We start from the raw sequence: 12,476 nt of genomic DNA, 5'->3' as shown, positions 1-12,476 counted from the left end.
GAGTGCGCAGGCGCACCCCGTACTCCTACGGGCCGTGTGATCAGTTCTTGGCCTTGACCGAGGTGGCCAGCGTGTACTGGTCGCGGCGGCCTTCGTAGGTCAGGCCCTTGCGGAAGGCCCAGATGCTGCTTTCGAAGTGCAGCGGAATCAGCGCCACGCTGTCGAGCGCGATCTGCGTGGCTTCTTCCAGCCCCTTCTTGCGCTTGGCGGCATCGACCGTGTTGGCTGCCGGGATGTACACCTTGTCGAACTCGGCACTGCTGAAGCCGCCGTAGTTGCTGGTGCCCTGGCCCTTGGGCGAATCGAGCGAGGCCAGCCACAGCTGGAACAGCGCCGACGCTTCGCCGCTTTCCGACGGCCAGCCGCCCATGGGCATGCTGAACTCGCGCTTGGCACGCTTGGGGAAGTAGATGGAGGCCGTCATCGCGTCCACATTGGTCTTAATGCCGATGCGCGTGAGGTACTGCGCCACGGCCTGCACGACCTGGCTGTCGTTCACATAGCGGTCGTTGGTGGACGACAGCGTCAACTCGAAGCCATTGGGGTAGCCGGCATCGGCCAGCAGCTTCTTGGCGGCTGCCGGGTCGAACTTGATCTCGGGCGCCTTGGGCAGCGCGCCGAACATGCCGTCGGGCATGTATTGGAACGCCGGGGTCGCCATGCCGTCCATGATGCGCTGCACGATGGCCTTGCGGTCGATGGCCATGTTCATGGCCTGGCGCACACGCAGGTCCTGCAGCGGGTTCTTGCCATCGGGGCTCTTCACGAACGGGCTCGGGTTGCGGCCGATGTCGGGCTGCAGGAAGATCAGGCGCGTCGAGGGCGTCGCCACGAAAGCAAACTTGCTGTCTTCCTTCACGCGGGCGAGATCGCGCGCTGCGGGGTTCTCGATCACGTCGTAGTCCCCCGACAACAGGCCGGTGAGGCGGGGGCCGGCGCTGGGCACGGGCACCATCTTCACGGTCTTCCAGTGGGGTTTCTCGCCCCAGTAGCCTTCGTTGCGTTCGAGCTGAATGCCACTGCCCTTCACGTACGACTTGAACAGGAAGGGCCCTGTGCCGATCGAGACTTTGCCGGTGTTGAAGTCGGTCACCGTGGGCCAGGGGCCGGTGACGCCGCAGCCCGTCTTGGGCGCGAACTGCAGGGTGCCATGCTGCGCAATACCGCTCCAGATGATGGGCAGGGACCGCGCCATTTCAGCGGGCAGCAGTGGCAGCGGCGTTGCCGTCTTGATGACGACGGTGTGGGCGTCCGGCGTCTGCACATCCGTGATGCGCTTGGTGGTGTCGGTGTACGACACCGACACGTTGGTCTCGTTGTTCAGCGTGCGGCAGATGGTGAACAGCACGTCCTTCGAGGTGAATGGCGAACCGTTGGAGAACTTCACACCCTGGCGCAGTTTGAACTCCCAGGTCAAATCGTCCAGGTTTTTCCAGGAAGTGGCCAGCGCGGGCACCAGTTCCATGTTGGCATTGCGTGCCACCAGCGAGTCGTAGACATGGGCAGCGAAAGCATCGTTGGCCGTCATCTTGTGGTAGTGCGGATCGGCCGCCGTGGGTTCGGCCGCCAAGGCGATGGTGAGCGACTGCGCGTGGGCGGCGCCCACCAAGCCCACCGACACTGCCACGCCGCCGGCCAAGGCGAACGCGGCCTTTCGAATGCCCATATTCATTTCGGATTCCTTTTCGTCAAAGACTGGATAGCCGCCCGAGAAGCGAGGCTGGCCTCACTGCCCTGATAAGAGGCCCCTGAGACGCGAGACAAAGACGTGCACGCGTTGCCAGACTGCCCCATGCTTGCCCCATTTTGGTGCTGCCGGTACGCCGGCAACCACCACGTTTCCACGGATGGGCAATGGATGTAACGGTCAGTAAAGTGCCGGCCCAAGAGCGACTGGATCCCAGGACTGGATCCAAGTTCTCCACGTTCCGGGACTGGACAGCGGCGATTTCTTGGATATGGTTTGCATACGGCGTCTGCCGTAGCGTTCCCCCGCGGCATCGGCGCCGACACCACAGCGCTGCGCGCGCCGGATGCGTTTCCTCACCCACCACCGGAGACCCGCCATGCAAATCCAGCCCTACCTGTTTTTTGACGGCCGCTGCGAAGAGGCGCTCAACTTCTACCGCAGCGCTCTGGGCGCCAAAGTCACCGCGCTGATGCGCTTCAAGGACGCACCCGCCAACGCGTCGGCCCCCGGCTGCACGCCCCCGCCCGGCGACAAAATCATGCACGCCAACATGCAGATCGGCGAGGTGCAGATCATGGCCTCCGACGGCGTGGCGCCGGGCGAGGGCGCGTTCAAGGGCTTTGCGCTCTCGCTCGCCCCGGCCACCGACGTCGAGGCTGAGCGCCTGTTCAAGGCCCTGGCCGAGGGCGGATCGGTGCAGATGCCGTTTGGCGGCACCTTCTTTGCCTCGTCGTTCGGCATGACGACCGACCGCTTCGGCGTGCCGTGGATGGTCGTCGTGCCGCTGCCTGAAAAAACCTGAGCCCTGTCACCCTACCGGAGACACCCCCATGCGCTTCATGATGCTGATGATCCCGGGCGGCTACGAGTCCGCCCAGCCGGGCCAGATGCCCACCGCCGACCAGGTCGCGCCCATGATGGCCTACAACGCCGAACTGCAGAAAGCCGGCGTGCTGCTCTCGCTCGAAGGCCTGCACCCGCCCGCCACCGGCGCGCGCGTGTCGTTTGCCGGCGGCCAGGCCCAGGTGCGCCACGGCCCCTTCCCCGAAACCCGCGAGGCGCTGGGCGGCTTCTGGATGATCGACGTGGCCTCGCAGGACGAAGCCATCGCCTGGGCCCGGCGCTGCCCCGCCTCGGTCAATGAAGTCATCGAAGTGCGCCGCGTGCAGGAAATGGAAGACTTCCCCGCCGACGTGCAAGAGGTCGTGGCCGGCTTCCCCGACATGCAGACCCTGCCACCGACGCACTGAGCGCGCTTCCTTTCCGCCGCGCCCCACCTCCGCGCACCCTGTGTGCCCGCACGTCCCGCAGGGGTCAGCTTCGCTTCAGCCCCATGGGCTATAAGGGCGACACAGATTGATACAAGCGGAGGGTGGCGGAGACATGGCAACGTTGATACCCGCGCTCTGCAGCTGCGCGGGGCGCATGACCGCCGGCGAGCGCCGGCTGGCCGAGCGGCTGGAGCAAAAACTCGAAGGCGACTACCTGCTGTGGTACGACGTGCCCGTCGGCCCCAAGCAGACCCATCCCGACTTCGTCGTGCTGCACCCGCGGCGCGGTGCGCTGATCCTGGAAACCAAGGACTGGCGGCTCGACACCATCCGCAAGGCCACGCGCCAGTACTTTGAAATCGTCCCGGACGGACAGCCCAAGACGGTGATGAACCCGCTGGCGCAGGCGCGCCACTGCGCGATCGAAGTCGTCAACGCGCTCGAGCGCGACCCGCAGCTGGTGCAGGCCGAAGGTCGGCACCAAGGCAAGCTGGCCTTCCCCTGGGGCCATGGCGTGGTCTTCACGCGCATCACACGCAAGCAGTTCGACGCGGCGGGGCTGGGCGAGGCGATCGAGCCGCACCGCGCCATCTGCCAGGACGAGATGTACGAAGACGTGGACGCCGAAGCCTTTCAGGCGCGACTGTGGGCCATGTTCCCGCACGCCTTCGGCGGCGCGCTGTCTTTGCCGCAACTCGACCGCGTGCGCTGGAACCTGTTCCCCGAGGTGCGCGTGGCCGTGCAGGGTGCGCTGTTTGGCGACGCCACCGACGCGCGGGCCGATGGCGAAACCGCCGCCGAACTGCCCAGCATCATGCGGGTGATGGACCTGCAGCAAGAGCAGTTGGCACGCAGCCTGGGCGACGGCCACCGCGTCATCCACGGCGTGGCGGGCTCGGGCAAGACCATGATCCTCGGCTACCGCGCCGAATACCTGGCCAAGGCCAGCACCCCAACCAGCAAACCCATCCTCATCCTCTGCTTTAACGAGCCATTGGGCGTCAAGCTGGCCAGCATGGTGGCCGCCAAGGGCCTGAGCGACCACGTGCACGTGCGGCACTTTCACAGCTGGTGCCACCGCCAGCTCACCACCTACGGGCAGTCTCTGCCACCCCAAGGTGGAGGTTTTTATGAAGGCCTTGTAGACAACGTCATCCGGGCCGTAGAGCGCAGCCAAATCCCCGGAGGCCAATACCAGGCGGTGATGATCGATGAGGGTCACGACTTCGCGCCCGAATGGCTCAAGCTCATCACCCAGATGGTGGACCCCGCCACCAACAGCCTGCTGGTGCTGTACGACGACGCGCAAAGCATTTACGAACGCGCGCGCAGCAAACAGTTCAGCTTCAAAAGCGTGGGCATCCAGGCGCAGGGGCGCACCACCATCCTGAAGATCAACTACCGCAATACGCGGCAAATTCTTCACACCGCCAGCCTGGTCGCCGCAGACCTGCTGACCGCCGACGACCAAGAAGAAGACGGGATCCCGCTACTCAAGCCCGTGAGCTGCGGGCGCGAGGGCCAAGCCCCCGTGATCATCAAATTGCCCACCCTGCGCGACGAAGCGTTTGCTATCGCGGACCACCTGGCCAGCGCCCACAAAGAAGGCCACGCCTGGGGAGACATGGCCGTGCTGTGCGCAGACTGGAAAACCATGGACCTGTGCGCCAGCGCCCTCGCCCAACGCAAGCTGCCGCACCGCGTGCGCAAGAAAAGTGGCGAATACCGGCCCGGCACAGACGCGATTCAGGTGATGACCATGAAGGTCAGCAAAGGCTTGGAGTTTCCTGTGGTGGCGCTACCCGGCGTGGGGCATATGCCTGCGGCGGGGGAAGACGAGAAGGAAGCTGCACGGGTTTTTTATGTGGCGGCGACTCGGGCTACGCAGAGGCTGGTACTAACGACAAGTGGCTTAAGCAGCTTTGGCAAGAGGTTGGGGCTATGACTAGCCGATAGACGGCTCACACACTACAACATTGAGGAGGATACTTATGAAGATCAGCAGAGTTGCCATTCGAAATTTTCGGCGACTGGAAAACGTTCAGATCGACATCGAAGAACGCGAGTCAATCTTTGTCGGCCCCAACAACAGCGGCAAGACGTCTGCTACCGCCATCTTCCGATGCTTTCTCGGTAGTCGCGATTTCAAGATTCACGATTTTTCGGTTGCCCGAATGGCAGATTTTGATGCCTTTATTGTCACCGGGGACACGGGGCAACTTCCGAAGATTAGCCTCGATTTGTGGTTCACCATCGACCCTGAAAGCATCGCATTCGGCAGGGTTTTCACATTGTTGCCCGAGCTTTCCGATTTCACTCGCGTAGGAATTCGTCTGTCGTATGAGATACAGGACGCAAAAAAGTTACGCCAGCAATATGAAGCCGCCTATCCCGCGCAGGAAGATGGGACGCATGCCAAAGCGTTGTCGCAATATCTTTCACTCGACGGAAATATTGGGCGCCATTTTTCAGTTTGCTATTTTTCGCTTGACGACAAGTCAATAGAAGGGGCGCCCCCCGAGATCGTGACGAGCGAACTTGAGTCCGACGAAGGCAAGCGACTCCTGAAGCATCTCATTCGGGTTGAGTTCGTTGATGCACAACGCAACATCAACGATGACGACAACAGCCGTAGCAACCGGCTTTCATCGGCCTTTGCCGCCTTTTACCGGAAGAATCTTGAGCAGGTCGGCCACGCCGCCGATGCTCACAGTGTGATCGATGCGAACAATAAACAGCTAACAGAGCATTACGCCAAGCAATTCGACCCATTGATCAAGCTCATCAAGCATCTTGGCGTGCCCTCGATTAACGATCGAGAACTGCGAATCATCTCCTCGCTCAGTCCTGAAACCGCGCTGCGCGGGAGCACCGAGTTGCTTTATGTCGATCCCAGCCGGCAACATGAATTGCCCGAGCTTTACAACGGCCTTGGTTTCAAAAATCTCATCTACATGGCGATTCAGGCCCGGCATTTCCATTCTCAGTGGGTGATGACCACTGAGGACAGACCATTGTGCCTGATGATCTTTATCGAGGAGCCAGAGGTCCATCTTCACGCGCAAGTGCAACAGACCTTTATTTCGAATATTTGGAAGGTAATCAACCAGTCCGCGAAGGAATTAGGTGAATCTGGTTTGGTGCCGCAGCTCGTCGTCACCACCCATTCCTCCCATATTATGGAGGCGGTGGCTTTCGAGAAAGTTCGATATTTCCAGCGGTGCCACATCGAGGGTGAGGCGGCGACATCGGGCATCCCCAACGCATCAGCGGTTCACAGTCTTCGAGCCTTCCAGCCAGAAGCGGAGACGATTGAAGGCAAGCTCGTATCGCCCTTGGAATCATTGGCCTTTCTTAAGCGCTATCTTCGTCTCACGCACTGCGATCTTTTCTTCGCCGATGCGGCCATTCTCGTCGAAGGGGCGGTTGAAAAGCTCCTCATGCCAGACATGATTGAGCGCACTGCGAAGCGACTGCAAACCACATACCTCACGGTTTTGGAGGTAGGTGGAGCTTATGCCCACCGTTTCGAAGGTTTGCTCAGCTTCCTTCACATTCCCTATCTCGTCATCACGGATCTGGACTCAGTGGCGCCGACTGGATATCCGACTGCCTGTCGGGCGGACGTCCCTGGCGCACGAACTTCCAATGCCTCCCTCAAAAAGCTGTGTGCGCAAACCACGGTAGCCGGTTTGATTGGGCTAACTCCGGCGGACAAGCAGCACCCCGCCAAGGATCGCTGCATTGCGTTCCAAACCGATATTCAGGTGGTCGATGGCGCTGCTAGTGCGAAACTCGTCCCCCGCACCTTAGAAGAAGCGATCGTTTACGAGAATTTCGGATTACTTCGGTCCGGCACACTATCCATTGGTATTGAAATACCGGGACTACTCCAAGACGCTTATCAAAGCGTCTACGACCGAATTCGGTCCGACAGTTTCAAAAAAACCGATTTCGCCATGGATATCTTGGCGTGTGCCGACAAGTTGATTGTCCCCAACTACATTGCTGAGGGATTGCTTTGGCTTGAGGCGCGGCTGTGTCCACCGCTCACCACAAAAGTTACACCAGTCGCTGCTGCGATGGAGGCTGCATAGTATGGCGGCCCGGGTTGAAAGCGCAGCAGATGCTCAGGTCCAAAAATGCCTAGAAGAGCATCGCAGCTTCGCAATGATTGCTGGCGCAGGCTCCGGTAAGACAAGCTCGCTGGTCGAGGCTCTCGGCCGAATCCGCGATCGCGAGGGAAGTGTCCTCAAAAGGCAAGGTCAACGTATCGCCTGTATTACCTTTACCAAACGAGCAGTAGAGGTAATCAAGACGCGGTTGGGGTTCGACGACCTTTACTTAGTTTCAACGCTTCACAGCTTTCTGTGGGGACAGATCAGCCGCTTTCACGAAGATATTCGGGAGGCGCTCCGAGAGAGTCGCATCCCGGCCCTTATAGAGAAAGCCAAGGAAGATGACAACGGAGGGAAGAGCAAAAAGGCATTGAAGGCCCGCGCAAAGATCGAGCGCCTTACGGAAGAGCATGCAGCTATCGTAAAAGTCAAATTTTTCGAATATGCCGACACAAACTTCAGCGATTACATTAAAGGCCAGATTGGTCATGATGACGTCATTGAGATTGCCACCTACCTTTTTGCAAAAAATGCCACGTTCAGACGGATCACCGGCCTTCGGTTTCCATATATCTTTGTCGATGAAGCGCAAGACACATTTGAGGGCATCGTTGCCGGTCTCAATCTTGTAGGTGCCGGCACCGGACTTCCGGTGATCGGCTATTTTGGGGATCCATGGCAGCAAATTTATGACCGAAGCGCAGGGGACTTTGCGCCACCTGAAGGCGGCGAGGTCATCACGAAGACCGAGAATTTCCGCTGTTCGAAGAGTGTTATCCGGCTTCTTAACGCCTATCGCGAGGACGTTGAGCAATATGCCGCTGGCGAGAATCAGACATGCGAAGGAAGCGTCGAATTCCTGCTGGTGCAGGCGGAAGAGCCAACGGAGCCTCGCAAGCGCTATTCAGAGGAACAGGTTGAGCGCGCGCTGGTGCGAATGGACGCTGCGATCGCAGGCTGGGGGTGGACCGAACGAGACGACGTCATGAGACTCTTCCTCGCGCGTCAAATGATCGCGCGGCGGCTGGGCTTTGCCGATCTCAACCGACTCTTCACCGGTGAATATGCCTCTTCTCGCGCGCAGGATGCGTTCGAGGCGGGCGAGCATTTTCTTCTCAAGCCCTTTCTTTCTGTCCTTTGCCCGTTGATCACTGGCCAAGAGCAAGGCGACGCCCGGAAGGTCATTAATTTGCTTCGGCGCGAAAGCCCGGCGTTCGCCGTAAACGGATCGAATGCGGAAAAATCGCTAAAGTTTATGGTCGAAACCTCAACCGCATTGGTGAGCCAATTACAGGTTTTGTGGGGCACCGAGACGATAGGTACCATTCTTCGCTTTTGTATTGACAAGCAGATCATCCAGCCTTCTGAGAGGCTATGTGAGCATCTTGATCGCTCCCCTCGAGACGAGGCGTTTGATGAGGATCTTCACAGTCTCGACAAAGGAGATTGGCTCGCTGACTCACTCTTCCAAATGCCGCCTGGGCTAGTGGCTCACTATGCTGCATATATTGACAACAACACTGCCTATAGCACCCAGCACGGAGTGAAAGGCGAGGAGTATGAAAAGGTCATGGTTGTCTACGACGATGTCGAGGCCGCGTGGAACAATTACAGCTTTAACAAAGTCCTGACGCCGTTGACGGCCGGCGAGCCCACAGACCGGCAGCGCTCCATAACTCAGAAGCTCGCCTATGTATCGTTCTCGCGCGCAAAGGAAGATTTGCGAGTCCTGATGTTTACTGCGAACCCTGAAGGGGCGCGAGCAGAACTGATCAACAGCAAGCTGCTAAGTTCTGATCAAATTCGTATCGCGGCGTGAGACTCTCGGTTCTTAGCGCTGGCGGCAAATATCAAGGACTTTCCCCACGCCCCAACTTTCCCAGCATCTCCGCCATCCGCTTCTGCCGCGTTTCCAGCCGCTTCGCGCTGTGCAGCCGGTGGTAGATGGTGAACTGGATCTGACGTTTGAGCGTGGCGTAGAAAGCGTGAGCAGCGGGGTCCTGTTGCAGCGGTGCCAAAAAGTCTTTGGGCGTCACCATGATGGCGCTGCCAGCGTAGGCGGTGGCCCAGCGCCCATCGCTGCGTGTGGCGTTGCAGTAACGAGGGTTCGTCCAAGCACTTGCGTGTCCCGTCAATCTAGCCCCGGGTCGATGGCGCCCCAGCGCTATGCTCCCCACCCAACGAAACAAGACACTCACGGTGACCGCCATGCACGACATCATCTGCCCCCACTGCAACAAGGCGTTCAAGGTGGACGAAACCGGGTATGCCGACATCCTCAAGCAGGTGCGCGACGCGGATTTCAGCGCGCAGTTGCACGAGCGGCTGGAGCTGGCCGAGCAGGACAAGCGCAATGCGGTGGCGCTGACAAAGGCCCAGGTGGCCAATGAGCTGCAGAAGTCGGCGGCCGCCAAGGATGCCGAGATTCAGGCCCTGAAGGCACAGCTGGATGCGGGCGCCGTGGAGCGCGAGCTGGCGGTGGCGCAGGCGCTGAGCGCGGTGGAAAAGCAGCGCGACGCCATGGCCAATGAGCTGGAACGCGCGCGGCAGGCGCAGCTGACGGCGACCCAGCTGGCGGAAGCCCGGCTGGCGCAGGAACTGCAAGGCGTGGCGGCCAGGAAGGATGCCGAAATCCAGCACCTGAAGTCGCAGCTGGAGGCGGGTGAGGTGGCGCGCAGGCTGGCGGTGAACGAGGCAGTCACGGTGGTGGCCCGGGAGCGCGATGAGCTCAAGAACGACCTGAACCTGGTGGTGGTGAAAAAGCAGCTGGAGGAAACCGCCATCAAGGAGCAGTACGCCCTGCAGCTGCGCGACCGCGACGGCGAGATTGCCCGGCTGCGGGACATGAAGGCGCGCCTGTCGACCAAGATGGTGGGCGAGACGCTGGAGCAGCACTGCGAGACGGAGTTCAACCGCATCCGCGCTACGGCATTCCCCCGTGCGTATTTCGAGAAGGACAACGACGCGCGCAGCGGCAGCAAAGGTGACTACATCTTTCGCGACCTGGACGAGGCGGGCAACGAGATCGTCTCGATCATGTTCGAGATGAAGAACGAGAGCCATGAAACCGCCACCAAGAAGCGCAACGAAGACTTCTTGAAAGAGCTGGACAAAGACCGCACCGAAAAGGGCTGCGAGTACGCGGTGCTGGTGTCGCTGCTGGAGCCCGAGAGCGAGCTGTACAACACAGGCATCGTGGACATGTTCTACCGCTACCCCAAGATGTACGTGGTGCGGCCGCAGTTCTTCATCCCCATCATCACGCTGCTGCGCAACGCGTCGATGAAGTCGCTGCAGTACAAGTCAGAACTGGCGCTGGTGAAGGCGCAGAACCTGGACATCACCAAGTTCGAATCACAGCTGGACGAGTTCAAGGGCGCGTTTGGGCGCAACTGGCGCCTGGCGTCGGATGGGTTCGAGGAGGCCGTCAAGCGCATTGACGAGGCCATCAAAGACCTGGAGAAGACCAAGGAAGCGCTGCACAAGTCGGCCAACAATTTGCGCCTGGCCAACGACAAGGCCGAAGACCTCACGATCAAGAAGCTGACACGCGGCAACCCCACCATGGCGGCTCAGTTTGCGGAGCTCAAGCAGGTGGGGATCTCAGACGGGCAGTGCCCAGGCGCGCCGGCGTCTGCCTGCTGATAGCCGACATCGAGCCGCTCAAGCCCAGCAACACCGGCTGGCTGATTGCCGACGTGGTGCCCGACACCTTTGCCTTTGGCTGGGCGCGCACCGAGGTGCAGCCCGGCCTGCTGGCGCTGCTGGCCGACCCGCAGTGGCAGCCTTACGTGGTGTTTCCGGGCGAGTACGTGCAGCCGCCCGAGCGCGTGGTCACGCAGGTGAACAGCACCGCGCCAGAAGGCAGGCGCCCGCTGTTCATCCTGCTCGATGCCACCTGGACGGAGGCGCGCAAGATGTTCCGCAGGAGCCCCTACCTCGACGGCCTGCCGGTGCTGAGCCTGGCGCCCGACCAGGTCTCGCGCTACCAGCTGCGGCGTTCGCGGTGCGGCGACCATTTCTGCACCGTGGGCGCGCTGTGCCTGGAGCTGGCGGGCGAGGCGCACGCCGCGCAGACGCTGCAGGCCTACCTGCACGTGTTCACGCGCCACTACCTGCAGGCCAAGAACCAGCGGCCCGTGGATGGCAATGACGAGGTGCACCGGCGCCTGCGTGCCCTGCGCGGCGACACGGCCTGAGCCTCCGAACCAGCTGCGCGCGCCGCGGCGTCCGGGCGCGGCGGTGCGCAGGCAAAATGCACCGATGAAAGCACCTCCTCGCCTGCAGTCCCTCATTGAGGAAGGTCTGATCGGTTCCGTGGTTCGGCAACTCATGAGCGGCAAGGAAGCCATGGTCTACGTGGTGCGCTGCGGCGATGACACGCGCTGCGCCAAGATCTACAAAGAGGCCAACAACCGCAGCTTTCGCCAGGCGGTGGATTACACCGAAAACCGCAAGGTCAAAAATTCACGCTCGGCCCGCGCCATGGCCAAGGGCAGCAAGTTTGGCCGGCAAGAGCAAGAGGCCGCTTGGCAAAACGCCGAGGTCGATGCGCTCTACCGCCTGGCCGCGGCAGGCGTGCGCGTGCCGCAGCCCTACAACTTTCACGATGGCGTGCTGCTGATGGAGCTGGTCACAGACGCCAACGGCGACGCCGCCCCGCGCCTGAACGATGTGTCCTTCACACCCGCGCAGGCGCTGGCGCACCACGCCACGCTGATCGCCGAGGTGGTGCGCATGCTGTGCGCGGGCGTGGTGCATGGGGATTTGTCGGAGTTCAACATCCTGCTGGCCCATGGCGCGGTGGAAGGTGATGCCGATGGCGTGGATTTCCCGGTAATCATTGACCTGCCGCAGGCCGTGGACGCTGCGGGCAACAACCACGCGCAACGCATGCTGCTGCGCGATGTGGGCAACCTGCGTAACTTTTTTGGCCAGTTTGCCCCTGCGCTGTTGGCGACCGAGTACGGCGCCGAAATCTGGAGCCTGTACCAAGGTGGCTTGCTCAGCAACGAGACGCCCCTGACCGGCCACTTCGAGCGCACCCATGCCGATGTAGACATGCAGGCTGTGCTGCGCGAGATATACGACGCCCGGGCCGAAGACGCGGCGCGCCGGCTGCGCATGGCAACGGTGGCAGGCTAAAAGCGCGATGGCAATTGGTGCCATATGCGCGTTGGATGCCATGCGCCTGCGCCCCTGTCACCCAGGCGATGAACCCGCCCTCCGTGTCGTCTTCCACTCTTCGGTCCACCAACTCGCCCGCCCGCACTACACCGCCGAGCAGCTGCAAGCCTGGGCGCCCGCCGAATACGACGCCGCGCAGTGGGCCGAGCGCTTGCGCGCCAACCGGCCGTTCGTGGCCGAGCTGGAAGGTTGCATTGCGGGGTTTGCCGA

9 protein-coding genes and 2 pseudogenes are annotated in these 12,476 nt (G+C 61.1%); 9 read left to right on the top strand and 2 right to left on the bottom strand.

Features of this window, described 5'->3' with window-relative positions:
• Window positions 1-40: 40 nt before the first annotated feature.
• Complete coding sequence (locus B2J89_RS19575; RefSeq protein ID WP_169170571.1) at window positions 41-1,666, bottom strand: ABC transporter substrate-binding protein; 1,626 nt, start codon at window positions 1,664-1,666, stop codon at window positions 41-43.
• A gap of 400 nt (window positions 1,667-2,066) precedes the next feature.
• Here B2J89_RS19575 and B2J89_RS19570 point away from each other — a divergent pair, with 400 nt between their 5' ends.
• From B2J89_RS19570 to B2J89_RS19550, 5 genes are all read left to right on the top strand, one after another.
• On the top strand, window positions 2,067-2,492 hold the full coding sequence (locus B2J89_RS19570) for a VOC family protein (RefSeq protein ID WP_169170569.1): 426 nt from the start codon (window positions 2,067-2,069) through the stop codon (window positions 2,490-2,492).
• Window positions 2,493-2,520: 28 nt separating this feature from the next.
• Window positions 2,521-2,940 carry a YciI family protein gene (locus B2J89_RS19565; RefSeq protein WP_169170568.1) on the top strand — a complete coding sequence of 140 codons (420 nt, stop codon included), beginning with the start codon at window positions 2,521-2,523 and terminating at the stop codon, window positions 2,938-2,940.
• Window positions 2,941-3,073: 133 nt separating this feature from the next.
• On the top strand, window positions 3,074-4,906 hold the full coding sequence (locus B2J89_RS19560) for a DEAD/DEAH box helicase (RefSeq protein ID WP_205763907.1): 1,833 nt from the start codon (window positions 3,074-3,076) through the stop codon (window positions 4,904-4,906).
• Between the two features lie 46 nt (window positions 4,907-4,952).
• Window positions 4,953-7,058, top strand: coding sequence for an ATP-dependent endonuclease (locus B2J89_RS19555; protein WP_169170567.1), 2,106 nt, complete (start codon window positions 4,953-4,955; stop codon window positions 7,056-7,058).
• Between the two features lies 1 nt (window position 7,059).
• Window positions 7,060-8,898: a UvrD-helicase domain-containing protein gene (locus B2J89_RS19550; protein WP_169170566.1), complete on the top strand. Its 1,839-nt coding sequence runs from the start codon at window positions 7,060-7,062 to the stop codon at window positions 8,896-8,898.
• Between the two features lie 31 nt (window positions 8,899-8,929).
• On the opposite strand, the gene B2J89_RS19545 is transcribed toward B2J89_RS19550, so the two are convergent.
• A complete protein-coding gene (locus B2J89_RS19545) occupies window positions 8,930-9,118 on the bottom strand; it encodes a YdeI/OmpD-associated family protein (RefSeq protein WP_240965094.1) in 189 nt (62 codons plus the stop codon).
• A 169-nt stretch (window positions 9,119-9,287) separates the two neighbouring features.
• Between B2J89_RS19545 and B2J89_RS19540 the strand changes: the two genes are divergently transcribed.
• From B2J89_RS19540 to B2J89_RS22515, 4 genes and pseudogenes are all read left to right on the top strand, one after another.
• On the top strand, window positions 9,288-10,724 hold the full coding sequence (locus tag B2J89_RS19540; RefSeq protein WP_169170565.1) for a DUF2130 domain-containing protein: 1,437 nt from the start codon (window positions 9,288-9,290) through the stop codon (window positions 10,722-10,724).
• Window positions 10,682-11,278: pseudogene (locus tag B2J89_RS19535) on the top strand (tRNA-uridine aminocarboxypropyltransferase); the annotation flags it as partial. The gene B2J89_RS19540 and the pseudogene B2J89_RS19535, both read left to right, overlap by 43 nt.
• A gap of 64 nt (window positions 11,279-11,342) precedes the next feature.
• Window positions 11,343-12,224 (top strand): PA4780 family RIO1-like protein kinase, encoded by an 882-nt coding sequence (locus tag B2J89_RS19530; protein ID WP_169170563.1) that lies wholly within the window; start codon window positions 11,343-11,345, stop codon window positions 12,222-12,224.
• A gap of 40 nt (window positions 12,225-12,264) precedes the next feature.
• Window positions 12,265-12,476: pseudogene (locus tag B2J89_RS22515) on the top strand (GNAT family N-acetyltransferase); the annotation flags it as partial.

The organism is Acidovorax sp. SRB_24 (assembly GCF_012931925.1).
Note: the sequence above shows the minus strand (reverse complement) of the source record. Positions and strands in the feature narration are given on the sequence as shown.